26 protein-coding genes are annotated in these 22122 nt (G+C 75.1%); 10 read left to right on the top strand and 16 right to left on the bottom strand.

Going from position 1 to position 22122, the window contains the following annotated elements:
* The first annotated feature begins 63 nt into the window (after positions 1-63).
* Entirely contained in the window at positions 64-525 is a 462-nt protein-coding gene (locus GD632_RS00340) for an ATP-binding protein (RefSeq protein ID WP_152187504.1), read from the top strand.
* On the opposite strand, the gene menD is transcribed toward GD632_RS00340, so the two are convergent.
* The 4 genes from menD to GD632_RS00320 are packed head-to-tail and all read right to left on the bottom strand — an operon-like array spanning position 509 to position 4128.
* The gene (gene menD, locus GD632_RS00335) at positions 509-2212 is read right to left on the bottom strand and encodes a 2-succinyl-5-enolpyruvyl-6-hydroxy-3-cyclohexene-1-carboxylic-acid synthase (RefSeq protein WP_226924371.1); all 1704 of its coding nucleotides are present in this window, start codon (positions 2210-2212) and stop codon (positions 509-511) included. The genes GD632_RS00340 and menD overlap by 17 nt on opposite strands.
* Positions 2209-3195, bottom strand: coding sequence for an o-succinylbenzoate synthase (locus tag GD632_RS00330; protein ID WP_226924370.1), 987 nt, complete (start codon positions 3193-3195; stop codon positions 2209-2211). The genes menD and GD632_RS00330 overlap by 4 nt, the downstream gene beginning before the upstream one ends.
* Positions 3196-3233: 38 nt before the next feature.
* Positions 3234-3785: a TetR/AcrR family transcriptional regulator gene (locus GD632_RS00325; RefSeq protein ID WP_152187500.1), complete on the bottom strand. Its 552-nt coding sequence runs from the start codon at positions 3783-3785 to the stop codon at positions 3234-3236.
* On the bottom strand, positions 3778-4128 hold the full coding sequence (locus GD632_RS00320) for a DMT family transporter (protein WP_152187497.1): 351 nt from the start codon (positions 4126-4128) through the stop codon (positions 3778-3780). The genes GD632_RS00325 and GD632_RS00320 overlap by 8 nt, the downstream gene beginning before the upstream one ends.
* Before the next feature lie 86 nt (positions 4129-4214).
* Here GD632_RS00320 and GD632_RS00315 point away from each other — a divergent pair, with 86 nt between their 5' ends.
* Positions 4215-5168, top strand: coding sequence for a 1,4-dihydroxy-2-naphthoyl-CoA synthase (locus tag GD632_RS00315; protein ID WP_152187495.1), 954 nt, complete (start codon positions 4215-4217; stop codon positions 5166-5168).
* A gap of 298 nt (positions 5169-5466) precedes the next feature.
* Here GD632_RS00315 and GD632_RS00310 read toward each other — a convergent pair whose 3' ends face one another.
* Positions 5467-6495, bottom strand: coding sequence for a DUF3048 domain-containing protein (locus GD632_RS00310; protein ID WP_152187492.1), 1029 nt, complete (start codon positions 6493-6495; stop codon positions 5467-5469).
* Positions 6496-6556: 61 nt separating this feature from the next.
* Between GD632_RS00310 and GD632_RS00305 the strand changes: the two genes are divergently transcribed.
* Together GD632_RS00305 and GD632_RS00300 are read left to right on the top strand one after the other, a co-directional pair.
* Positions 6557-7747 (top strand): AMP-binding protein, encoded by a 1191-nt coding sequence (locus GD632_RS00305; RefSeq protein WP_152187490.1) that lies wholly within the window; start codon positions 6557-6559, stop codon positions 7745-7747.
* 40 nt (positions 7748-7787) lie between these two features.
* Complete coding sequence (locus GD632_RS00300; protein WP_152187488.1) at positions 7788-8657, top strand: 1,4-dihydroxy-2-naphthoate polyprenyltransferase; 870 nt, start codon at positions 7788-7790, stop codon at positions 8655-8657.
* On the opposite strand, the gene GD632_RS00295 is transcribed toward GD632_RS00300, so the two are convergent.
* Positions 8654-8932 (bottom strand): DUF4229 domain-containing protein, encoded by a 279-nt coding sequence (locus tag GD632_RS00295; protein ID WP_152187486.1) that lies wholly within the window; start codon positions 8930-8932, stop codon positions 8654-8656. The two genes, GD632_RS00300 and GD632_RS00295, sit on opposite strands and share 4 nt — an antisense overlap.
* 68 nt (positions 8933-9000) lie before the next feature.
* On the opposite strand from GD632_RS00295, the gene GD632_RS00290 reads away from it, so the two are divergent.
* A complete protein-coding gene (locus GD632_RS00290) occupies positions 9001-9399 on the top strand; it encodes a PLD nuclease N-terminal domain-containing protein (protein ID WP_152187483.1) in 399 nt (132 codons plus the stop codon).
* Positions 9400-9541: 142 nt separating this feature from the next.
* Here GD632_RS00290 and ccsB read toward each other — a convergent pair whose 3' ends face one another.
* Genes ccsB through GD632_RS00265 form a run of 5 tightly spaced genes read right to left on the bottom strand, consistent with a single transcriptional unit; the run spans position 9542 to position 14163 of the window.
* Positions 9542-10498: a c-type cytochrome biogenesis protein CcsB gene (gene ccsB / locus GD632_RS00285; RefSeq protein ID WP_226924369.1), complete on the bottom strand. Its 957-nt coding sequence runs from the start codon at positions 10496-10498 to the stop codon at positions 9542-9544.
* Positions 10495-12084, bottom strand: a complete 1590-nt coding sequence (resB, locus tag GD632_RS00280) for a cytochrome c biogenesis protein ResB (protein WP_152187481.1) — start codon at positions 12082-12084, stop codon at positions 10495-10497. Before resB ends, ccsB begins: the two co-directional genes overlap by 4 nt.
* The gene (locus tag GD632_RS00275) at positions 12084-12887 is read right to left on the bottom strand and encodes a cytochrome c biogenesis CcdA family protein (RefSeq protein WP_152187479.1); all 804 of its coding nucleotides are present in this window, start codon (positions 12885-12887) and stop codon (positions 12084-12086) included. The genes resB and GD632_RS00275 overlap by 1 nt, the downstream gene beginning before the upstream one ends.
* Positions 12884-13468: a TlpA family protein disulfide reductase gene (locus GD632_RS00270; protein WP_152187477.1), complete on the bottom strand. Its 585-nt coding sequence runs from the start codon at positions 13466-13468 to the stop codon at positions 12884-12886. The genes GD632_RS00275 and GD632_RS00270 overlap by 4 nt, the downstream gene beginning before the upstream one ends.
* On the bottom strand, positions 13465-14163 hold the full coding sequence (locus GD632_RS00265) for a histidine phosphatase family protein (protein WP_152187475.1): 699 nt from the start codon (positions 14161-14163) through the stop codon (positions 13465-13467). The genes GD632_RS00270 and GD632_RS00265 overlap by 4 nt, the downstream gene beginning before the upstream one ends.
* 168 nt (positions 14164-14331) lie before the next feature.
* Between GD632_RS00265 and GD632_RS00260 the strand changes: the two genes are divergently transcribed.
* On the top strand, positions 14332-14862 hold the full coding sequence (locus GD632_RS00260) for a YceI family protein (protein WP_152187473.1): 531 nt from the start codon (positions 14332-14334) through the stop codon (positions 14860-14862).
* A 57-nt stretch (positions 14863-14919) separates the two neighbouring features.
* On the opposite strand, the gene GD632_RS00255 is transcribed toward GD632_RS00260, so the two are convergent.
* Entirely contained in the window at positions 14920-15180 is a 261-nt protein-coding gene (locus GD632_RS00255; RefSeq protein WP_226924368.1) for a glutaredoxin family protein, read from the bottom strand.
* Positions 15181-15216: 36 nt separating this feature from the next.
* Between GD632_RS00255 and GD632_RS00250 the strand changes: the two genes are divergently transcribed.
* Entirely contained in the window at positions 15217-16032 is an 816-nt protein-coding gene (locus GD632_RS00250; protein ID WP_226924367.1) for an HAD family hydrolase, read from the top strand.
* 49 nt (positions 16033-16081) lie between these two features.
* Here the strand turns inward: GD632_RS00250 and GD632_RS00245 are convergent, their stop codons facing one another.
* The 4 genes from GD632_RS00245 to GD632_RS00230 form a co-directional block, all read right to left on the bottom strand.
* On the bottom strand, positions 16082-16180 hold the full coding sequence (locus GD632_RS00245) for a 30S ribosomal protein bS22 (protein WP_005504750.1): 99 nt from the start codon (positions 16178-16180) through the stop codon (positions 16082-16084).
* Positions 16181-16286: 106 nt separating this feature from the next.
* The gene (locus GD632_RS00240) at positions 16287-17447 is read right to left on the bottom strand and encodes a glucose-1-phosphate adenylyltransferase family protein (RefSeq protein WP_152187471.1); all 1161 of its coding nucleotides are present in this window, start codon (positions 17445-17447) and stop codon (positions 16287-16289) included.
* 43 nt (positions 17448-17490) lie between these two features.
* Positions 17491-17700, bottom strand: a complete 210-nt coding sequence (locus GD632_RS00235) for a helix-turn-helix domain-containing protein (protein ID WP_152187469.1) — start codon at positions 17698-17700, stop codon at positions 17491-17493.
* Between the two features lie 93 nt (positions 17701-17793).
* Entirely contained in the window at positions 17794-18963 is a 1170-nt protein-coding gene (locus GD632_RS00230; RefSeq protein ID WP_152187466.1) for an acetoin utilization protein AcuC, read from the bottom strand.
* 41 nt (positions 18964-19004) lie between these two features.
* Here GD632_RS00230 and GD632_RS00225 point away from each other — a divergent pair, with 41 nt between their 5' ends.
* The 3 genes from GD632_RS00225 (at position 19005) to GD632_RS00215 (ending at position 22077) form a co-directional block, all read left to right on the top strand.
* On the top strand, positions 19005-20402 hold the full coding sequence (locus tag GD632_RS00225) for a TrkH family potassium uptake protein (protein WP_152187464.1): 1398 nt from the start codon (positions 19005-19007) through the stop codon (positions 20400-20402).
* Between the two features lie 41 nt (positions 20403-20443).
* Positions 20444-21112 carry a potassium channel family protein gene (locus GD632_RS00220; protein ID WP_152187462.1) on the top strand — a complete coding sequence of 223 codons (669 nt, stop codon included), beginning with the start codon at positions 20444-20446 and terminating at the stop codon, positions 21110-21112.
* 71 nt (positions 21113-21183) lie between these two features.
* Complete coding sequence (locus GD632_RS00215) at positions 21184-22077, top strand: aldose-1-epimerase (RefSeq protein WP_152187460.1); 894 nt, start codon at positions 21184-21186, stop codon at positions 22075-22077.
* Positions 22078-22122: the final 45 nt, after the last annotated feature.

Raw genomic sequence — 22122 nt, 5'->3', positions numbered from 1 at the left:
GGTCGCCCGGGGCACCGGGATGCCGCATGCTCGGTGCTGCACGGGACCGAGACGAAGGACAACATGCCGGACTACATCCACCGCGAGGAGTCGGACGAGGGGCTGACCTCCTCCACCCCGCCCGCGAGCTACCGGACGGTCGGCCGGTGGACCCTGTCGACGGCCGAGGAGATCCGCACGGTCCGCCAGGGGCTGAGGGAGACGTTCGGGCTGGAGGACTCGACGTCGTCCGGCGGCCTGGGGGACGTGCCCGAGCGGATGATCCTCGTCGCCTCCGAGCTCGCCGCGAACGCCCTGGAGCACGGCCGGCCGCCGACCATCGTCACGCTGGGATCCGACGGCAGCCGCTACCTCCTCGAGGTCGCCGACCACGACCCGGACTCGGTCCCGGTCCTCGCCGGGCACCGCGCGCCGGGGGCCGGCGGTTTCGGGCTGCAGATCGCCCGGCGGGTCGGCCAGGAGGTCGGCTGGTACACCACGGGAACGACCAAGCACATCTGGGTGACCTTCACCCTCGACGGCTAGTGCGCGCGCCCGTGCGTCGCTGGCCTGCCGGCCCGGGACGGACGGCGCGGCTCACGCTCGCCGCGAGGCGCGCCCGCTGGTCGCGCAGGTCCGTGCGGTCGAGCGTCACCTCGACGACGGACCGGCCCACGACCGGCTCGGCCAGCACGGCCGCCAGCTCCGCCCGGCTCCCCACCGCCGTGTGCCGGACGCCGTACCCCGCGCAGAGCGCGGCGACGTCAACCTCCTGCGGCGTGCCGAAGACCCGCTCGAAGGACGCCGCCCGCTCGGGGGCGCCGTGCTCGAGGGTCGCGAAGATCGCCCCGCCCCGGTCGTTGAGGAGGACCACCTGGAGGTCGACCTCCTCCTCGAGCGTCCCGCGCAGCAGCGCACCGGCGTCGTGGAGGAAGGTGAGGTCGCCGAGGACCACCCTGGCGGGGGCGCCGGTGGCGAGCGCGAGGCCGATCGCGGTGGCGACCGTGCCGTCGATGCCGGCCAGCCCCCGGTTCGCGACCACCCGCAGCCCCTGGGGCAGCGCCGGGACCGCGAGGTCCCAGTCCCGCACCGTCATCGAGGACCCGAGGACGAGCGTCTCGCGGCGGCCCTCCCGGTGTGCGGCGGTCGCGGCCGCCGCCACCGTGCGGGCCACGCCCAGCCCGTCGAGCTCCTCGTGGTCCGCGAGGACCCGCTCGGCGGCGGCCCCGGCCCGCTGCCACCTGGCCAGCCACGCGCCGTCGTCGTCGCCGGGGACGACACGCACGCCGCCCACGACACGTGTGGCGGTACCGGCGACGTCGGGCCACACCGCGCCGGTGGGCGCCACGACGACGACGTCGACGCCCGGGCGGGCGAGCAGCGCGCTGACGGGGCGGGAGAGCGTGGGGTGGCCGAGCACGAGGACGCGCTCGACCTCCTCACCGAGCTCGGCGAGGAGCAGCCGGTAGGCGGGGACCGCGTGGGGACCGGTCCGGGCCCCGGACGTCGGCTCGGCGAGGAGCGGCCAGCCCCCCGCCTCGGCGACGCGTGCGGCCTCCGGGCCGGCGCCGTCCCCGGCGACGACGACGGCGCGCCCACCCGCGGGCACGTCGACCGTGCCACCGCTCCCGCGAACCGCGACGACCTCGCGGGGCGCGGGCCGGTCCCCCGGCTGCCAGTCGGCGTCCGGGACGAGCGGGTCGCGGAAGGCGACGTTGAGGTGGACCGGACCGGGGTCGCTGGAGCGGGCACCGGTGGCCGCGGCGAGGGACCGGACGACGACCTGACGGGTGGCGGCCGGGGGCGTGTCGGCAGGCAGGTCGGCAGCCCAACGCGGGGCGGCGGCGAAGATGCCGACCTGCTCGGTGGTCTGGCTCGCGCCGGTGCGGCGCAGCTCGTGAGGGCGGTCGGCGGTGAGGACGACGAGCGGGACCCCGCTGTGCGCGGCCTCGAGGACGGCGGGATGGAGGTTGGCGACGGCCGTGCCGGACGTCGTGACGACGGCGGCGGGCACGCCGTCGGCGCGGGCCAGCCCGAGCGCGACGAAGCCGGCCACCCGCTCGTCCACGCGCACGTGCAGGCGCAACCACCCGGCGTCGTGCGCGGCGAGCATCGCGTAGGCGAGCGGCGCGCTGCGCGAGCCCGGGGACAGGACGACGTGCCGCACGCCGCCACGGACGAGCTCGGTGACGAGCCCGCGGGCGAGGAGCGCGGCGGGCGCCTCGCCGCTCACCGGCTCGCCCCCGCCAGGGCGGCGACGTCGGCGAGACGGGCGCCCCACCGGCGGCTGACGTCCGGCGGCGCGGCGACGGCGGCGAGGCTCGCCTGCGTCGGGACGGCGGCGGTCACCGGCAGGTAGCCGCCGTGCGGGACGAGGGGATCGGGGACGGTGTCGCGCTCGAGGAGCCGGACCGTGCCGAGCCCGCACGCGTGGTGGAGCTCGGGCAGGGCCGCGGCGAGCGCGACGCCGGCGGCGATCCCGACCGAGGACTCGAGCGCGGAGGAGACGACGACCGGCAGCCCGACCTCCTCCGCCAGCCGCAGACAGGCGCGTACGCCCCCGAGGGGCTGCACCTTGAGGACGACGACGTCGGCCGCCTCCGCCCGACGCACGGCGAGGGGGTCGGCGGCGCGCCGGATCGACTCGTCGGCGGCGATGGGGACGTCGGTGCGGCGGCGCAGGGCGGCGAGGTCCTCGACGGCGGCACAGGGCTGCTCCGCGTACTCCAGCCCGCCGGCCGCGTGGTCGAGGAGGCGGAGCCGCTCGAGGGCGGTGTCGAGGTCCCACGCGCCGTTGGCGTCGACACGGATCCTCCCGCCCGGCCCGAGGGCGTCGCGGACGGCCTCGAGCCGGGCCTGCTCGTGGGCCACGTCCTGGCCCGGCTCGGCGACCTTGACCTTGGCCGTGCGGCAGCCGTCGCTCGCCGCGACGATGGCCGCGGCCGCCTCGGGCCCGACCGCGGGGACGGTGACGTTGACGGGGACCCGGTCGCGGACGGGGGCCGGCCAGCCGAGCTCGGCGGCCTCGACGGCGGCCGCCAGCCACGGGCGGGACTCGGCGTCGTCGTAGTCCCAGAACGGGGAGAACTCCCCCCAGCCGGCGTCGCCGCGCAGCAGGACCCCGTCCCGGGTCGTGAGGCCGCGGAAACGGGTGGTCATCGGGCTGGACCAGACGGCGACGGGCGGGACGGCGGGGCGCCCGGGCGAGGAGGTCACCTCCCGAGGATAGGACGGGCCCACCCCGGCAGCGCGGATCAGAGCACCTCACCGAGGAGCCGACCAGCCTCCGCGCGAGGGTCGCCGCCGACGCTGAGCGCGGCGAGCGCGGCGCCGTCGACGACGGCGAGGGCCACCTCGGCGGGACAGGTGCTCCCCGCAGCGGCGAGGGCACGGGCAACGGCGGCCGCGAGCCGCTCCCGCCCCGCCCGGTAGGCGGCGGCGACGGCGGGGCTGCGGCCGGCGCGGGCGAGCTGCTCGTAGTGGCCCCGCACGCCGGCTGCCGGCGGCAGCAGTGCCTCGCTGAGCAGCTCGACCGTCTCCTCCCGGGTGAGCGGCCCCTCCTCCGCGCGCTCGGCGACCCACTCGGCCTGCTCGGCCCACAGCTCGGCGATGAGCTCGGCGCCGGAGCCGCGGAGCTCCTCGAGGTCGCGGAAGTAGTACGTCGTCGCCGAGAGGGAGGCACCGGCCCGCTCGGCCACGCGCCGGTGGGTCACCTCTGCGGGGCCGAGCTCGAGGATGAGGGAGGCGGCGGCCTCGACGAGCCCGGCGCGGCGGCGGGCGCCCCGGCCCGCGGGCTCCTCACTCACCGGTCGTCACCACCGCGGCAGCGGGCTCCGCCGTCGAGATCTGGAGCCCGGCGATCCCCGCGATCACGAGGAGGATCGAGACGATCTTCAGCGTCGAGACGCCCTCACCGAGCCACGCCATGCCGATCGTCGCCGTGACGGCTGCCCCGATCCCGGTCCACACCGCGTACGCGACACCGACCGGCAGCGAGCGCAGTGCGTACGCGAGCCCGAGGAAGCTCAGGCCCGCGAGGAGGACGAACCACACGCTCGGCCACAGCCGGGTGAACCCCTCGGAGGCCTTGAGGGCCAGCGCCCACCCGGCCTCGAGGAGCCCCGACGCCATCAGCACCACCCACGCCATCCCACACCTCCAGTACGCGCGTACCACGAACGGCACGAGCGTACCGGCAGCAGTGTGCCCCGCGGGACGACGCCTAGGCTGGCGGCATGAGCGAGCCCGTGCCGTCCGACCAGCCCTTCGACCCGAGCGCCTGGCGCCCGGTGGAGGGCTTCGACCTCAGCGACATCACCTACCACCGGGCGGTCCGCGAGGGCCGCGACCTGCCGGCGGTCCGGATCGCCTTCGACCGCCCCGAGGTCCGCAACGCCTTCCGGCCGCGGACCGTCGACGAGCTGTACCGCGCCCTGGACCACGCGCGGATGACCTCCGACGTCGCCGCCGTCATCCTCACCGGCAACGGTCCCAGCCCCAAGGACGGCGGCTGGGCGTTCTGCTCCGGCGGGGACCAGCGCATCCGCGGCCGCGACGGCTACCGCTACGAGACGGAGGACGCCGACCCGCTGGCGGACACCGCCCGGCGCCGGGAGCAGATCGACCCGGCCCGCGCCGGCAGGCTGCACATCCTCGAGGTCCAGCGCCTCATCCGGACCATGCCGAAGGTCGTCATCGCCGCGGTGAGCGGCTGGGCCGCCGGCGGCGGGCACTCCCTCAACGTCGTGTGCGACCTGTCGGTGGCCTCCCGTCAGCACGCCCGCTTCAAGCAGACCGACGCGAACGTCGGGTCCTTCGACGCCGGCTACGGCTCGGGCCTCCTGGCCCGGCAGGCCGGCGACAAGCGCGCCCGGGAGATCTTCTTCCTCGCCCGCGAGTACTCCGCCGAGGACGCCGAGCGCTGGGGCGTGGTCAACGAGGCCGTCGACCACGCCGACCTCGAGTCGACGGCGCTGGAGTGGGCGCTCACCGTGGCGGGCAAGTCCCCGCAGGCGGTCCGGATGCTCAAGCTCGCCTTCAACATGGTGGATGACGGCCTGGCCGGGCAGCAGGTCTTCGCCGGGGAGGCCACCCGCCTGGCGTACATGACCGACGAGGCGGCCGAGGGGCGCGACGCCTTCCTCGAGCGCCGCGACCCCGACTGGTCACGTTTCCCGTACTACTACTGAGTCACGAGAAAGCGGCTGTACCCGCAGCGCCCGGGCCCTCCATCCCTGTCAGCCGCTGCGGGTACAGCCTCGTACGTGCCGCGTCGCGCAGGCCTCCACTCCTGCGTGAAGCGGGCACGCCCCCCGTTACCGTGCCTGCCACACCCCCTGCGACATCGGAAGAAGCTCGTGGAGCGCGGTCACGAGTACCAGCATGCCGTTCCTCACAACGGCGAGCCATCGGCCACCAGCACCGATTCGGGCGGTTCCCCGTCCTGCCCGGGCATGACGCAGGTCTCCCCCTTTCGGACGACCGTGCTCAGTGCTCGATCTCGACGCCGCCCCGGTCGACCGGGACGAGCTCGACCCACGTCGTCCCGGGGGCGAGCAGGACGCCGTCGCCTGCGGCCGTTCCGAGGGCGACGGGCTCCCCGAGGGCCGCCTTGGACCAGGTTGCCGGCACGACGTGCCCGCCCGAGGCCACGAGGGCCTCGCCGGTGCCCGTCATGACCGTCTCGGGGACGGCGTCGCCGGACTGGTCGTGGCCCTCGGAGGCGACGACCTCCACCCGCAGGACGACGACGTTGTCCGCGCCGAGCACGTCCCCGTCCGCCGACGTCGCCGGTTCCCCGGCCTCGTCGCGCAGCCAGTGCCCCGCGTCCGCGTCCCAGGTCCACCCGGGCGAGGTCTGCGGGAAGCTGAGCCGCAGCGCGGTGGCCGGCTCCCCCGTGGTGGCCGCCGTGGCCTCCTCGCCGTCGGCCGCAAAGCTGAACTGCCCGGGCGGCGGCTCGGTCGCCTCCGCCTGGGACAGCAGCTCGGGCAGGCGGCCGTACAGGTTGTGGGGCGCGCGGCGGTCGGGGCTGCGGAAGAAGCCGGCGTCCCCGGCGTCGTGGGAGACGAGCTGGACGCCCGCGTCCCGCACCGAGTCGAGGAAGAGCGGTTGGCCGCCGGAGATCACCTGCGGGCCGCCGAGCGGCGCGACGATCCCGGCGTCCATCGGCCGCACCGAGCGGACCGGGCCGACGACCTCGGGGAGCCGGGAGTGGAAGACGGCGTTGAAACGGGTGATGCCGCCCTCGACCATCTCCTCCCACACGACGTCGGCCTCCCCGAGCCCCGTCTGCGGGCGGGCCATGGCGGTGTTGTCGATCTTGACCGCCACGGCCGGGCGCTCCTCGGCGTCCTCGACGGGCACGCCGGTGAGCGGCCACGTGGCCCCGGGCGCGGGCGCGGTCGCGGTCGCGGTCGCCGTCGGGGTCGCCACCCCGCGCGGCACCGACGAGGTGCAGCCCACCAGCGCGAGTGCCGCGAGGGTCAGGGCCGCGAGCCGGCGGCGTCGCCCAGCCATGTCGTCCTCCCCGGTCCGCTCGAGAACCACGGTACTCGCGCCGGGGCCTAGCCTGGCGGGCATGAGGTCCCAGGACGGCCACCCCGCCACCGTGCTCCCCGGCGGCACCGGCGCGCGCGCCGTCGCGGCCGTGCTCACCGCGCTGCCCCGGGCGCTGGAGGGCAGCGGGCCCGCGCTGCGGGTGACCGACCCGCAGGTCGCGACGCCCCCTGCCCCCGTCGCACCGGAGGGCGTCGCGGCTCTCGTCGCGACCTCCGGCTCGACCTCGGGCACCGGGCACCTCGTCGCGCTCGACGGCGCCGGGCTCGTCGCCTCGGCCCGTGCCACCTCCGCGCGCCTGTCCGGCCCCGGGCAGTGGGTGGCCTGCCTGCCGGTCCACCACGTGGCCGGGCTCCAGGTGCTGGTGCGCTCGGTCGTCGCGGGCACCGACCCGGTCGTCCTCGACACCTCCGCCGGGTTCCGGCCCGGCGACCTCGCGGCCGCGGTGCGCCGCCTGCGCCCGGACGTGCCGGGCTACCTCTCCCTCGTCCCGACCCAGCTGGCCCGGGTCATGGCCGACGACGACGCCGTCGCCGCCCTCCGCGGCCTCGCTGCGGTCCTCGTCGGCGGCGCCCGCACCTCCGGAGCCCTCCTCGGCGCCGCCCGGGACGCCGGCGTACCCGTGGTGACGACGTACGGGATGACGGAGACCGGCGGGGGCTGCGTCTACGACGGCGTGCCCCTCGACGGCGTGGACGTCGACGTCGACGCCGACGGCCGCATCTGGCTCGCCGGCCCCGTGCTCGCCCGTGGCTACCTCGACGACTCCGCCGACCGCGACACCTTCCAGGAGCGCGACGGCCGCCGCTGGCTGCGGACCAACGACCGCGGCTCCCTCGACGGCGGCACCCTCACGGTCCTCGGCCGCCTGGACGACGTCGTCGTCACCGGCGGCCTCAACGTGTCCGCCGCCGCGGTGGAGCAGGCGCTGGGTGAGCTGCCGGGCGCCGGGGAGGCCGTCGTCGTCGGTGTCCCGGACGAGCACTGGGGAGCGCTCGTGACGGTGGTCGTCGCGGGTGACGACCTCCCTGCCCTGGGTCCCGTGCGCGCGCACGTCGCCGCGCGGCTGGGACGCCACCACGCCCCCCGGGCGCTCGTCCGGCTGCCCGAGCTGCCGCTGCGCGGTCCGGGCAAGGTCGACCGGCTGGCCGCCGCCCGGACCGCCGCGGGGCTCCTCGCGGCCGCCGACCCGCGGGCCGAGCGCATGCCCTGACGGCCGATACCCTGGACGCCGTCCCCCAGCAAGGAGCTCCATGGCCACGTTCGCCGACTGGGTGGAGGGCGCGCGGGTCCGCACGCTCCCCGCCGCCGCCGCCCCCGTCCTCGTCGGCACCGGCGCCGCCTACGACCTCGGCTCCGGCTCCGTCGTCCGCGCCCTCCTCGCCGGCGGGGTGGCCCTCACCCTCCAGGTGGGCGTCAACTTCGCCAACGACTACTCCGACGGCGTGCGCGGCACCGACGACGTGCGCACCGGTCCCCCGCGGCTCACCGGCTCGGGCGCCGCACCGCCGGGCACCGTCCGGCTCGCCGCCTTCGCGTCCTTCGGCCTCGCCGCCGTCCTCGGCCTGGTGCTGTGCGCGCTGGCGGGCACGTGGTGGCTCGTCGCGGTCGGGGCGCTGTGCGTCGTCGCGGCCTGGTACTACACCGGCGGCCGCACCCCCTACGGCTACCGCGGGCTCGGTGAGGTGGGCGTCTTCGTCTTCTTCGGGCTCGTCGCGACACTCGGGACCACCTACACCCAGGCCCTGACCGTGTCGTGGGCGGCGGTGGCCGGCGCGGTCGGCATCGGGCTCATCGCCTGCGCCCTGCTCATGGTCAACAACGTCCGTGACATCCCGACCGACACCGTGGCGGGCAAGCGCACCCTGGCGGTGCGGCTCGGGGACCGGCGCGCGCGCCTCGGGTACGTCGCCATGGTCGCCGTGCCGCTCGTCCTCGCGGTCGCCCTGGCCCCGGCCCACCCGTGGGCGCTCCTCACCCTCCTGCTCGTGCCGGTGGTCGTGCGCCTGGCACGGGTGGTGCTCGGCGGGGCGCGGGGGCGCGAGCTCATCCTCGTGCTGCGCGACACCGGGCTGCTCGAGCTCGGTTACGGCGTGCTCCTCGGCCTGGGCCTCGTCCTCTAGTCGGTCCGGCGGTCCTCGCCGTCGATGATCGCGTCCTCCTCGGCGGCGTCCTGGGCGATGGCCTCGTCCAGGGAGTCCGCAGTCCGGCGGCGGCGCTCGGCGATGACGGCCGCCGCGGCGTCGGCCTGGCGCGGCAGGAGGAGGTAGGACAGCATCGCCCCGACGACGACGGCGACGACGGCGACGAGCCAGCCGCGCAGGCCGAGCAGCCACAGGAGCGCGAAGGCGCCGGCCACGAGGGCCAGGCGCAGGAGCGTGTAACGCAGGATGGGCACGGGGCCAGCCTACGTCGCCGCCCCGCCGGGCCCCCGACGCGGCCCGCTCGGCTTAGGCTTGAGGGAACATGAGATTCCTGCCGGTCATCCTCCTCGTCGCCCTCGTCGTCTACGCCCTCGTCGACTGCGTCCGCTCCGACGACGCCGACATGCCCGTGGGCCTGCCCAAGGCGCTGTGGGTCATCCTCATCGTCGTCTTCCCGGGTGCCGGGGCCCTCGCGTGGCTCGTCGTGAGCCGGGTGAGCCGCCAGGCCGCCGGCCAGGTCCGGGGCGGGGCTGCCGGCCGCCCCTCGCGTCCCGGCCCGCGGCGGCCCGCCCCGCGCCCGCTAGCCCCCGACGACGACCCCGAGTTCCTCGCGGGCCTCGACCGGCAGCGGCCCGCCGAGCCCCCGGCGCCCGAGCCGACCGCCGACACGGACGCCGACGACGAGACGACCGACGACGGCGAGCCCGGCACCCGCAGCTGAGCGTCCGACAGCTCGGCTGTCGACGACAGCTCGGCTGTCGACGACAACTCGGCTGTCGACGACAACTCGGCTGTCGACGACAACTCGGCTGTCGGCGGTAAGTCGGCTGTCGGCGGTAAGTCGGCTGTCGGCGGGGGGTGGGCTAGAAAGCGTAGCCGTGGACGGTGTCGGCGAAGAGGTTGACGACGTAGTAGTTGACGAGCAGCAGCCCGAAGCCGGACAGGCCGAGGTAGGCGGCCTTGCGCCCGTCCCAGCCGCGGGTCGCGCGGGCGTGGAGGTAGGCGGCGTAGACGACCCACACGACGAAGGTGCCGACCTCCTTGGGGTCCCAGTTCCACGGCCGGCCCCACGCGTGCTCGGCCCAGATCGCGCCGGCGATGAGCGTGAAGGTCCACAGCAGGAAGCCGACGGCGTTGAGCCGGTACGCCAGGCGCTCGAGCTCGGTGGCGCTGGGCAGCACGTCGGCCAGCCGGCCCCAGAAGCCGCGGTCGCGCTCCACCGGCGCGGCGCCGGCGGCCGTGGCACCGGAGCCGCCGCCGGCGAGGGCGACGGCGGGCTCCCGCTCGGCGGCGACCCGGGTGGCCTCCCCGCGCGCCTTGACGAGCTGCACCACCGAGATCGCCGCGGCCACGGAGAAGACCCCGATCGCCGCCGTCGCGACGGAGACGTGGATGACGAGCCAGTAGTGGTCCAGCGCCGGGCGCACGCCGTCGGCCTCGATGTAGAGGACGGAGACGGCCAGGCCGAGGGCGAGGAGCACCGGGGTGATGACGAGCGCGCCGAGGTAGCGCAGGTCGCGCCAGCGCTGGACGAGGAGGAAGGTCGTCACCGCGACGAGCGTGAAGACGATCGAGAACTCGTACATGTTCGCCCACGGCACGCGGCCGGCGGCGATCCCGCGGGTGACGACGCCGATCGCGTGCAGGGCCAGGCCCGCCCACGTCGTCGTCATGGCCACGCCCACCGCCCGGCGGGGGCGGTCGGCGGGACCACCGTCACGCAGGGCGGACAGGTCGATGCCGAAGGCGATCATCGCGATGCCGTAGGCGGCCATCGCGCCGTAGATCGCCAGCAGGCTCAGCTGGCCGAGGTCGTTCACGTGTCCTCCTGAGACGTGGGCGCGGCGGCCCGGACTGCGGTCATGACGCGCTCGAGCTCGGGCTCGAGACCGGGGTCGTCGCCGCGGGCGAGCGCGGCCGCCTCGACAACTGTACGTCCGTCCTCGTCCTGCCCGATCTTCACCCACAGCCGGCGCCGCGGCGCGAAGAGCGACGCGGACAGCCCGGCCATGGCGAGGAGGGCGGAGACGAGCAGGACGGTGAGCGAGGGGTCGTAGCGCAGGTCGAGGGCGGCGAAGCGCGGCAGGGAGTCGAAGGCGATGGTGCCCAGGCCGTCGGGCAGCTCGACCTCCTGCCCGGGCTCGATGAGGATCTTGGCCGCCTCCTCGCCCGCCATCACCGGGGTCATGCCCTCGGTGTCGAGCTCGTAGACGTTCTGCGGGACGCCGTCGTCCAGGCCGAGGTCGCCGGTGTAGACGTCGAGGACGACGAGCGGGGCGTTGGGCTGCGGGTGCACCGAGCGGGCGCCCTCCTCGTCGAGGACCGCGCTGGGCAGCAGGTAGCCGGTGAAGCCGAGCTGCTCGAGTCCCGGGGAGACGTCGGGGACCTTGACGACGCCGCGGGAGGTGTAGAAGTCGTCCTCCGGGAGGAAGGGCACCGGCTGGGAGAAGGCGACCTCCCCCGCGGCGTCGCGCACGGTCAGGTGCGGGGCGAAGCCGTTGCCCGCGAGGTAGACGTTCGCGCCGGCGGCGTTGATCGGGTAGTTGACCCGGATCGTGTCGGTCCGGGCCTCACCGTCCGGCCGGGTGACGGTGACATCCGCGGCGAAGTCGCGCGCCTGCGCGTCCCAGGTGAACTCCGAGGTGAGCTCGTCGAGGGTGACGGTGAAGGGCTCGAGGTCGTCGGTGTCGACGAGCGTGCCGGGGGTGAAGGAGTCGTAGTCCACGAGCGCGTTGGCGAAGGAGCGCCCCTCGACGACGACGGCCTGCCCGCGGTAGCTGAGCATCTGGCCGGCACCCAGGGCGAGGAGCACCCCCACGAGCGAGAGGTGGAAGACGATGTTGCCGGTCTCCCGGAGGTAGCCGCGCTCGGCGCTGATCCCCTCGGGCGTCTGGGCGACCCGGAAGCGCCGGCCCAGGGCCCGGCGCACCGCCCGGGTGACCTCCGCGGCGGACGCCGACGTCGTGTGGGTGGCGTGGACGGGGAACCGGCCCAGGCGCCGCGGCACGCGCGAGGGCGCCGCCCGCAGCGCCCGGACGTGGGCGCGGGTGCGGGGCAGGATGCAGCCGATGAGCGAGACGAACAGGAGCAGGTAGATGGCCGCGAACCACGGGGCGCCGTAGACGTCGAAGAGGCCGAGCCGCTCGAGCCACTCCGCTGCCCCGGGGTTGTCGGCGTAGTAGGCGGCCACGGCCGCCGGGTCCTGCGGCCGCTGCGGGAAGAAGGCACCCGGCAGCGCGGCGAGCGCGAGGAGCATGAGGAGGAGCAGCGCCACCCGCATCGAGGTGAGCTGGCGCCAGGCCCAGCGCAGCCAGCCGCGCAGGCCGATCCCGGCGGGGGCGGCGGGCGGCGGCGGGGCGTCGTCGGCCTCGTCCATCGTGCGCAGGCCCTCGGGGCGGTAGCTCATCACACCACCGTCACGAAGCCGGCGACCAGGCCCTGCACCCAGCCCGCGAAGTGCCCCCACAGCCCGGTGACGAGCGCGAGGCCGACGAGCACGAGCATCGCGCCGCCGACCCGCATGATCGTCAGGCGGTGCCGGCGCAGGAAGCCCATCGCCCGCGTCGTGCGCGAGTAGAGCAGCGCGATGACGACGAACGGCACGCCCAGGCCCAGGCAGTAGGCCGCGGCGAGCAGCGCCCCGCGGGCGGGGTCGCCGCCGTCGAGGGAGAGCAGCAGGACCGCGGACAGGGTGGGGCCGATGCACGGCGCCCAGCCGAGCCCGAAGACGACACCGAGCAGCGGCGCCCCCCACAGCCCCGCGCGGGGGCTGAGGTGGAGGCGGCGCTCACGCTGGAGGAAGGGCACGGCGCCCATGAAGGCCAGACCCATGAGGATGACGACGACCCCCATCACCCGGGTGATGACGTCGAGCCACGGCGCGAGCGCCACCCCGAGCGCCCCGAAGACGACGCCGAGGAGCACGAAGACCGCGCTGAAGCCGAGGACGAACAGGAGCACGCCGAGGAGCAGCCGGCCCTGGCCCGTCGACGTGCGCGCCGCCGTCGCCGCGCGGCCGGTGCCGCCCGGTGCGTGGCCCAGCGTCCCGGCCATCCCGCCGAGGTAGCCGACGTAGCCGGGGATGAGCGGCAGCACGCAGGGGGAGGCGAAGGAGACCGCCCCGGCCAGCAGCGCGACGGGCACCGCGGCGAGGAGGGAGCCGCTCAGGACGGTCGCCTGGAAGGTCTCGGCGATGCCGTCCCAGCTCATCGGGCGGCCTCGGCGAGGACGTCGTCGACCATGCCGCGCACGACGCCCGGGTCGATCTGGCCGAGCACCCGGCCCGCGACGCGCCCCTCGGCGTCGAGCACGACCGTCGTCGGCATCGCCTGCAGCGGCACGACGCCCTGGAGCGCCGCCACCCCGCGGGCCGCCTCGTCGTGGACGCTCGGGTAGGGCACCTCGAAGCTGCGCTCGAAGGCCTGGGCGGTGGCCGCGTCGTCGCGCGGGTTGACGCCGAGCAGCCGGACCCCGGCGTCGGCGTAGTCCGTCTGGATCGCGGCGAGGTCGGGGGCCTCGGCGCGGCAGGGCGGGCAGGCGGCGTACCAGAAGTTGAGGACGACGACGTCGCCGCGCCAGTCGGCGAGCGCCACCTCCTCGCCCTCGTAGGTGGTGCCGACGAGCTCGACCGGGCCCGTGCGCTCGCCCTCCTCCCACGTGGTCCAGGAGCCGTCACCGGCCTGGTAGCCCGCGCCGGTCGTGTCCTGCGCCGTGTCCGAGGCGGGGGCGCAGCCGGCGAGGGCCAGTGCGGTGAGCGCGAGGGCCGCCAGCGCGCGCGCCGCCCGCCTCACGCGCGCTCCTCGGCGTCCGCGCGCGGGACCGCCGCACCGGAGGCGCCGGGCAGCAGGTCGAGGGCGCCGGCGACGAGGTCCGCGGCCGGCTCCCAGTAGGCCAGGCCCACGAGCCGGGACCCGTCGAAGGTGAGGGAGGTGAGGGAGGCCAGGGAGCACTGTCGCCTGCGGGGGTCGTGCCACAGCGGGCGGCGCTCGAGGAAGAGGCGGGTGACCCAGATGGGCAGCTGGTGGCTGACGAGGAGCGCCTCGCCGCCGTCCTGCGCCTGGAGGCGGCGGCGGGCGTCGCCGACCGCGGCGGTCATGCGGGCGACCTGGTCGCGGTAGGGCTCGCCCCAGCTGGGCCGGGCCGGGTTGACGTAGCGGCGCCAGTAGCGGGGGCTGGCGAGCTTGGCCCGCTGGCTGCCGACGGTCGTGCCCTCGAAGTCGTTGGCGGCCTCGATGAGGCGCTCGTCGGTGCCGAGCCCGAGGCCGAAGGCCTGCGCCGTGGGCAGTGCCGTCTCCTGGGCGCGCTGGAGCGGGGAGGCGAGGACGAGGCGGAGGTCGTGCCCGTTGCCGTGGAGGACCTCGGCGACCCGCCGCGCCATCTGCTGCCCGCGGTCGGACAGGCGGAAACCCTCGAGCCGGCCGTACAGGACGCCGCCGGGGTTGTGGACCTCGCCGTGGCGCAGGAGGTGCACCGTCGTTCGGGACATGCCCCTAGTGTCGCAAACTCCCGGGGGACGGGGGCCCCTGCCCCCGGGGCCGGGTGGTGAGGTCCGTCCCACCCTCGCCCCGGGTCGGCGGCTCCTGTTGCACACCGCGCGTCTAGCGCTTAATGTTGAACAGTCAAGTTCGTTTGCATCAATCTGGGAGACCCCACCATGACGCTCGCCCCCGGCACGTACACCATCGACCCGTCGCACACCGAGATCGGCTTCACCGTCCGTCACGCCGGCATCTCCAAGGTGCGCGGCCAGTTCACCGACTTCGCCGGCGACATCACCGTGGCCGAGAGCTTCGCCGACTCCGCCGTCAACGTGACGATCCAGTCCGCCTCCGTCGACACCCGCGACGAGAACCGCGACAACCACCTGCGCTCCGCCGACTTCTGGGACTCCGAGAACAAGCCCACCTGGACCTTCGCGAGCACCGGCGTCGAGGGCAGCGGCGAGGAGTTCACCGTCAACGGCGACCTCACCATCAACGGCGTGACCAAGCCCGCCTCCCTCGCGGTCGAGTACAACGGCGCGGCGACCGACCCGTTCGGCAACAAGCGCGTCGGGTTCTCCGCCGCCACCGAGGTCTCCCGCAAGGACTTCGGCCTCACGTGGAACGCGGCCCTCGAGACCGGCGGCGTGCTCGTCGGCGACAAGATCCGCATCGCCATGGAGATCTCCGCGATCGCGGCCTGACACGCCCGCCCCCGCGACACGCACGGCGCCGAGAGCTGAGCCCTTCCCCGGAAGAGCTCAGCTCTCGGCGTTGCTGGGGTTGTCGAGTGCCTCCCGGACGCGCGCGGGGTCGAGGTGCCAGAAGCCCTGGACGGTGCCGTCGACCTCGACGACGGGCACGTACTCCCCGTAGCGCGCCTGCAGCTGCGGGTCGGCGTCGACGTCGACCTCCCGCCACCGGGCCCGGGCGCGGTCGCACTCGGCGAGGACGACGGCGCGCGCCTCGTCGCACAGGTGGCAGCCGGCGCGGGAGTAGAGGACCACTCGGGACTCGGGCACGCGCCGATCCTACGTGCGGCACCCTAGGCTGGGGACGTGCAGGTGACGACGGAAGGCCCCGGACGTGACGGCGCCGTGGTCGCGGCCTTCTTCGACGTCGACAACACGATCATCCGCGGGGCCAGCGCCTACCACCTCGCCCGCGAGCTGTACCGGCGCGACTTCTTCGGGCTGCGCGACATCGCCTTCTTCGCCGGCCACTCCGTGCGCTACTTCCTGTTCGGGGAGGACGTGCGGCGCATCGCCGCTGTCCGGGCCCGGGCCCTGCGCATCGTGCGGGGACGGACCGTCGCGGAGATCATCTCGATCGGCGAGGAGGTCTACGACCAGGTCCTGGCCAACAAGATCTTCCCCGGCGCGCGGGCGCTCATCGAGGAGCACCTCACCGCGGGGCACGAGGTGTGGCTCATCTCCGCGACCCCCGCCGAGATCGCCGACCTCATCGCCGGCCGGCTCGGCGCCACGGGGGCGCTCGGCACCGTCGCGGAGCACGAGGAGGGCGTCTACACCGGGGAGCTGCGCGGCAACATGCTCCACGGCGAGGGCAAGAGGGCCAACGTCGAGGCCCTCGCGCGGGAGCGCGGCATCGACCTCGCCCGCAGCCACGCCTACGGCGACTCCGTCAACGACATCCCGCTGCTCTCGATCGTCGGCTCGCCCTGCGCGATCAACCCCGAGCCGCGCATGCGGCTGCACGCGGTGGACGTCAGCTGGCCGGTGCGCGACTTCCGCCGCCGCCGCCGGGACGTCAAGCAGGACGTGCGCACGGGGGTGCGCGGCGCCGGCTGGGCCGGGGCGGCGTGGGCCGCGACCGCCGTGCTGCGCGCCCTGCGCCGACGGGTCGGCCCCTAGGACCGCCGGACATGCGCCAGGCCCGGCAGTCTGCCGGGCCTGGAGGCGATCACTTCTTGTTGCGACGCTGGTGGCGCGTCTTGCGAAGCAGCTTGCGGTGCTTCTTCTTCGACATACGCTTACGGCGCTTCTTGATGACAGAGCCCATGGGACCTCGCAGTGCTGTGGTGTGCCGGATGGTGGCGCGCGGGACTACACGCTGAACTCGGCGAGTCTACCGCCTCCTCGCCCCCGCCGCGGCTCTGGGACGCAGGTCACCCCGGGTAGCGCCCGCCGGCGGGGATCCGCTTGCGCGGGTGGACGACGCTGCCGGCCCCGACGAGGGTGACCCCGCCGTCCCCGCCGACCTCCGCGCGGCCGCGCACGCGGGCACCCTCGTCGACGACGCTGCGGCGCACCGTGGCCCCCGGCCCCACCCGCACGTCGTCGAGGAGGACGGAGTCGACGACCTCCGCGCCCGGGGCCACCTGGACGCCGGGGGCCAGGACGCTGCGCCGCACCGTGCCCTCGACGACGACGCCGGGCGAGAGCAGGGAGTCCTCGACCTGCCCCCGGGCGTGGACCCGGGCCCCGAGGTGGCGGTGCGCGGGGGTACGGATCGGCCACGCCGGGTCGTCGAGGTCGAAGGGCGGCTGCTCGAGCAGCTCCATGTGGGCCGCCCAGTAGGCGTCGACCGTGCCGACGTCCTGCCAGTAGCCGCTGTGCCGGTAGTCCGCGGCCGCACCGCGGCCCACCATCGCCGGCAGGACCTGCTCACCGAGGTCACCCAGCCCGTCCTCGTCGGCCTCGCCGGCGCAGGCCTCGAGGGTCGCGAGCAGGGCGGCGGGCGTGAAGGCGAAGACCTCGGTCGTCACGGTCCGGGTGGGCGGGTCGTCGGGCTTGAGGACGTACTCCGTCACCCGTCCCTCCTCGACGCGGACGACCCCGTAGCGCGAGCAGTCGCCGTCGTGGCGGGTGGTGACCATGGTGACCTCGGCGTCACCGGCGACGTGGTGGGCGACGACGTCGGCGTAGTCCATCCGGTAGACGGCGTCGGCGGAGGCGACGAGGACGACGTCGGGGTCGAGCTCCCGGATGCTGTCGACCTTGCGCCACAGCGCGTCGGCCGTGCCCGTGTGCCAGCCCTCGCGCTCGTCGCCGCGGTGGGGCCCCAGGAGCATGAGCCCGCCGCGGGAACGGTCCAGGTCCCAGGGCCGGCCGCCCGCCAGGTGCCGGGTGATCGACTCGGGCTCGAACTGCTCGAGCACCCACACGTCGTTCACGCCGCTGTTGGCGGCGTTGGACAGCGGGAAGTCGATGAGCCGGTGGCTGCCGCCGAAGCGCAGCGCCGGCTTGGCCCGGTTCTCGGTGAGGGTCTCCATCCGGGAGCCCGCGCCACCGGCCAGGACGACGAGCAGGGTTCGCGTGAGCGCCATCGCGTGATCGTCTCGCGACCACGCGGCGCGCGCGAGGGCAGGCTCAGCGGGCCTGGGACTCCGGGGACCAGTCGCCGATGCCGCTGCTGAGCATCTCCTCGACGGCCAGCTGCGGGACACGGAAGGAGCGGCCCACCCGGACGGCGGGGATCTCCCCGGCGTGCACCATGCGGTAGACGGTCATCTTCGAGACCCGGAGGAGCTCGGCAACCTCGGCCACGGTGAGGAACCGCGGTGCCTGGTGCTCGGCCATGTCCACCTACCTGTCGTTTTCGGCGCGATCGCGCGGAGATACGCGACGACTCTAGAGCCTCGGGCGACATTTGGGAAACGTTCGGCCGTCGCCCTACCGGAGATGCGGATCGAGCCCGTGGAGCGGGAACACCGCGCCCCGCGTGGCCATGACGGCGCGGTCGACGGCGTCGTCGGGGTTGTAGCCCGCGGACCACGGACGGTAGGCGGCGTCGACGTCGTCGGTCATCAGCAGGGGCGGTTCGACGTCGGCCAGCCCGGTGACGTCGGCGCGCCAGGACTCGGGCACCGCGGTGCCCGGGTCGAGGGGACGGCCGGCGACGACCGCGGCCAGGTGCCCCCACACCCGCGGGACGACGCTGACGACCTCGTAGCCACCACCACCGGTCGCCACCCAGCGACCCTCGGCGTGCGCGTCGGCGAGCTCGCCCATGAGGACGGCGGCGCGCCGCTGGGCGTCGACGGAGACCGCGAGCTCGGCGAGCGGGTCCAGGGCGTGGGAGTCGCAGCCGTGCTGGGTGACGAGCAGCTGGGGGCGGAACTCCTCGACGAGCGGGGCGACGACGGCGTCCAGGACCCGCAGCCAGCCGGCGTCCCCGGTGCCCGGGGGCAGCGGCACGTTGACCGCGCTCCCGCGCGCCGCGGGCCCACCGAGGTCCTGGGCGTAGCCCGTGCCGGGGAAGAGCGTGCCGGGGTGCTGGTGGACGGAGATCGTCAGCACGCGGTCGTCGTCCCAGAAGGCCCGCTCGACACCGTCGCCGTGGTGCGCGTCGAGGTCGACGTAGGCGACCCGCTCGGCGCCCGCGTCGAGGAGGGCGGCGACGGCCACGGCGACGTCGTTGTAGACGCAGAAGCCCGACGCCCGGTTCGGCATCGCGTGGTGCATGCCCCCGGCGAGGCTGAGCGCGCGGGTCGCGCGCCCCTCCCAGACGGCGCGCGCGGCGGCGAGGGTGGAGCCGGCGACCCGGGCACCGGCCTCGTGGATGTGCCCGAAGATCGGGTTGTCCGCCTCCCCCAGCCCGCGCGCCGGGTCGGGCCGCCCCTCACCGGCCGCGCGCACGGCCGCCAGGTACGCGGCCTCGTGGACGCGCAGGAGCGCGGCGTCGTCGGCGGGGGCGACGTCCGTGACGGTGAAGTCCTCGAGGAGGCCGAGGTCGTCGAGCAGCCGGTGCGTCAGGGCGAGGCGGAGGGGGGCCATCGGGTGGCCGGCGCCGAAGTTGTACTTCAGCAGGTCCTCGCTCCACGGGAGCAGCGGCTTGGGCATGCTTCACGGTAGCGCGGGCCGGAGTCTGGCAAGGTGGGCGAGTGACAGCTGTGAGGACGGCGCGCACCCCCTGGCCCGCACGGGCGCTCGGCGCGTTGCGCGACGCCGTCGACCACGTGGCGCACCGCTCCCCCGCGCGGCTGGCGCTCCTCGTCTTCGCCGCGATCATCGCCGTCGTCACCGCCCTGCTGTCGCTGCCCGCGGCGACCCGCGCGCCCGAGCCGGCCCGCTTCGTCGACGCGCTCTTCACGGCCGTGTCGGCCGTGTGCGTCACGGGGCTGACGACGGTGTCGACGGCGACCTACTGGTCCGCCTTCGGGCAGGCGGTCATCATCATCGGGATCAAGATCGGCGGGCTCGGCGTCATGACGCTCGCCTCGATCCTCGGACTGGCGATCTCCCGACGGATCGGCCTCACCCAGCGGCTGCTCGCCGCCTCGGAGACGAAGACCACCCGCCTGGGGGAGGTCGGCACCCTCGTGCGCGCCGTCGTCGTCGCGTCCCTCGCCGTCGAGGCGACCCTCACCCTCGTCCTCCTGCCCCGCTTCCTCACGCTGGGGGAGTCGCTGGACGCGGCGCTGTGGCACGCGCTGTTCATGTCGGTGTCCATCTTCAACAACGCCGGCTTCGTCGTCCTGGAGAGCGGGATGGAGCCGTACGTCGGGGACTGGTGGATGTGCCTGCCCATCATCGTCGGCGGTGGGATCGGGGCTCTCGGCTTCCCCGTCATCCTCAACGTCGCCGGGCTGCTGCGGGGCCGGCGGCGCCTGTCCCTCCACTCCAAGCTCACGCTCGTCACCTACAGCGTGCTCGCCGTCGGCGGCGCGCTCGGCTTCGCGGTCTTCGAGTGGCGCAACGCCGCGACCCTCGGGCAGCTGCCGGTCGCCGACCGGCTGCTCGCCTCGCTCCTCGCCGGGGTGAACTCGCGGTCCTCGGGCCTGAGCACGGTCGACCTCGCCGTCGCGAGCGACGCGACGTGGTTCCTCACCGACGCGCTCATGTTCGTCGGTGGCGGTTCCGCGTCCACCGCGGGCGGCATCAAGGTGACGACCTTCGCCGTCCTCGTCCTCGCCATCGTCGCCGAGGCCCGCGGCGACCGGGACGCCGAGGCCTTCGGGCGCAGGATCGGCACGACGACGATCCGGCTCGCCGTCGCCGTCGCCTTCCTCGGCGCCACGCTCGTGGGCGTCGCGACGCTCCTCCTCCTCGCCCTCACCGACTACCACCTCGAGCTCGTGCTCTTCGAGGTCATCTCCGCCTTCGCGACCGTCGGGCTGAGCACCGGGATCACCCCCGACCTGCCCGACGCCGGCAAGTACGTGCTCAGCGCGCTCATGTTCGCCGGCCGCCTCGGCACCGTCACGCTGGCGGGCGCGCTGGCGCTGCGTCAGCGCCGCCGGGTGATCCGCATGCCGTCCGAGCCGCCGATCGTCGGCTGAGCCGGGCACACTGGGGGCCGAGACGAAAGGAACGGTGACAGATGGCGCAGCGCAACCTGCCCCGCGCGGGCGCGGTGCTCGTGATCGGGCTCGGCCGCTTCGGGGCCGCGCTCGCGGCGACGCTGGAGGACATCGGGCGCGAGGTCCTCGCCGTGGAGAAGGACGAGCACCTCGTCTCCCAGTGGTCCGGACGCCTCCCGGTGGTCGAGGCGGACGCGACGAACCCCGACGCACTGGAGCAGCTGGGCGCGCAGGACTTCTCCGTCGTCGTCGTCGGGGTCGGCACGTCGCTGGAGGCGAGCGTCCTCGTCACGGCCAACCTCGTCGACATGGAGGTGCCGCAGATCTGGGCGAAGGCGACCTCCGGCGAGCACGGGCGCATCCTGCGGCGCATCGGCGCCCACCACGTCGTCTACCCCGAGCACGACGCCGGTCAGCGCGTCGCGCACATGGTCTCCGGCCGCATGCTCGACTACATCGAGATGGAGGACGGCTTCACGATCGTCAAGATGCGCCCGCCGCGGGAGACGCAGGGCTTCACGATCGGCCAGTCGCAGATCCGCGCCCGCTACGGCGTCACCGTCCTCGGGGTGAAGTCCCCCGGCGAGGCCTTCGAGTACGCGACCGAGGACACCCGGATCAGCCCCGGGGACACGATCATCGTCTCGGGCGACTCGAGCCTCCTCGAGACCTTCGCCGCGCGGCCCTGACCGCCGCCCGCAGCCCTCACTAGGATGGGATGTGAGCGTTCACGCCCGGTGGCGCAAGGAAGGACGACGACGTGACCACCCCCGGAGGCGATGTCCTCACCCTCACCGCCGGTGACTACCGCGCGACCGTCGTCACCGTGGGCGCGGGCCTCGCCGGGCTCACCTGGCGCGGCGGGCACGTCGTCGTCGGGCACGACCCGGGCGAGCTGCCCGTCGGCTACCTCGGCAAGACGCTCCTGCCGTGGCCCAACCGCATCACCGACGGCCGCTACGAGTTCGGCGGCCAGACGCACGAGGTCCCGGTCAACGAGCACGAGACGAACGCCGCCCTCCACGGGCTGGCGTGCTGGGTGCGCTGGGACGTCGCGTCGGCCACGGCGGAGGAGGTCACGCTGACGACGGACCTCGCGCCCCGCTACGGCTACCCCTTCTGGCTCCGCTCGACGGTCACCTACCGCCTCGACGCCGGGTCGGGCCTCACGGTGAGCATCACCTCGACCAACCTCGGTGAGGTCCCGGCCCCGTACGGCGCCTCCTCCCACCCCTACCTCAGCTGCGACCGCGCGCCGGTGGACGAGTGCACGCTCACCGCCCCCGGCGCACGGGTCCTCGAGGTCGACGAGCGGCTGCGGCCCGTGGGGCTGCGGGACGTGAGCGGCGACCTCGACCTGCGCGCACCGCGCCCGCTGGGCGAGCGCCGTGTCGACCACGCCTACACCGCCCTGCCCGACGGCGGCTGGACCGTGACGCTCGAGCACCCGGGCACCCCCTTCAGCGCGCGGATGCACGCCGACAGCCCCTGGGTGCAGGTCTACACCGGGGAGAAGGTCGACCGGCGCGGGGTGGCCGTGGAGCCGATGACCTGCCCGCCGGACGCCTTCAACTCCGGCACCGACCTCGTCGTCCTCGCCCCCGGCGGGACGCACACGCTGACGATGCGGATCGACGCGGTCCCCACGGCCTGAGGACGGTCCGGCCGCCGTGTCGGTGGCCCGGGCTACCGTCACCCC

This window comes from Georgenia satyanarayanai (genome assembly GCF_009193135.1).
GTDB classification, from domain to species: Bacteria; Actinomycetota; Actinomycetes; order Actinomycetales; family Actinomycetaceae; genus Oceanitalea; species Oceanitalea satyanarayanai.
Note: the sequence above shows the minus strand (reverse complement) of the source record. Positions and strands in the feature narration are given on the sequence as shown.

Bases quoted from the DNA above. Each gene is read 5' to 3' on its own strand.
- GD632_RS00245 (WP_005504750.1), bottom strand. From the start codon at position 16,180: ATGGGCTCTGTCATCAAGAAGCGCCGTAAGCGTATGTCGAAGAAGAAG.
- GD632_RS00290 (WP_152187483.1), top strand. From the start codon at position 9,001: ATGAGATTCCTGCCGGTCATCCTCCTCGTCGCCCTCGTCGTCTACGCC.
- GD632_RS00235 (WP_152187469.1), bottom strand. From the start codon at position 17,700: ATGGCCGAGCACCAGGCACCGCGGTTCCTCACCGTGGCCGAGGTTGCC.
- GD632_RS00240 (WP_152187471.1), bottom strand. From the start codon at position 17,447: ATGGCGCTCACGCGAACCCTGCTCGTCGTCCTGGCCGGTGGCGCGGGC.
- resB (WP_152187481.1), bottom strand. From the start codon at position 12,084: ATGAGCTACCGCCCCGAGGGCCTGCGCACGATGGACGAGGCCGACGAC.
- GD632_RS00230 (WP_152187466.1), bottom strand. From the start codon at position 18,963: ATGCCCAAGCCGCTGCTCCCGTGGAGCGAGGACCTGCTGAAGTACAAC.
- GD632_RS00315 (WP_152187495.1), top strand. From the start codon at position 4,215: ATGAGCGAGCCCGTGCCGTCCGACCAGCCCTTCGACCCGAGCGCCTGG.
- GD632_RS00310 (WP_152187492.1), bottom strand. From the start codon at position 6,495: ATGGCTGGGCGACGCCGCCGGCTCGCGGCCCTGACCCTCGCGGCACTC.
- GD632_RS00340 (WP_152187504.1), top strand. From the start codon at position 64: ATGCCGGACTACATCCACCGCGAGGAGTCGGACGAGGGGCTGACCTCC.
- GD632_RS00265 (WP_152187475.1), bottom strand. From the start codon at position 14,163: ATGTCCCGAACGACGGTGCACCTCCTGCGCCACGGCGAGGTCCACAAC.
- GD632_RS00305 (WP_152187490.1), top strand. From the start codon at position 6,557: ATGAGGTCCCAGGACGGCCACCCCGCCACCGTGCTCCCCGGCGGCACC.
- GD632_RS00220 (WP_152187462.1), top strand. From the start codon at position 20,444: ATGGCGCAGCGCAACCTGCCCCGCGCGGGCGCGGTGCTCGTGATCGGG.
- GD632_RS00275 (WP_152187479.1), bottom strand. From the start codon at position 12,887: ATGAGCTGGGACGGCATCGCCGAGACCTTCCAGGCGACCGTCCTGAGC.
- GD632_RS00320 (WP_152187497.1), bottom strand. From the start codon at position 4,128: ATGGCGTGGGTGGTGCTGATGGCGTCGGGGCTCCTCGAGGCCGGGTGG.
- GD632_RS00300 (WP_152187488.1), top strand. From the start codon at position 7,788: ATGGCCACGTTCGCCGACTGGGTGGAGGGCGCGCGGGTCCGCACGCTC.
- GD632_RS00260 (WP_152187473.1), top strand. From the start codon at position 14,332: ATGACGCTCGCCCCCGGCACGTACACCATCGACCCGTCGCACACCGAG.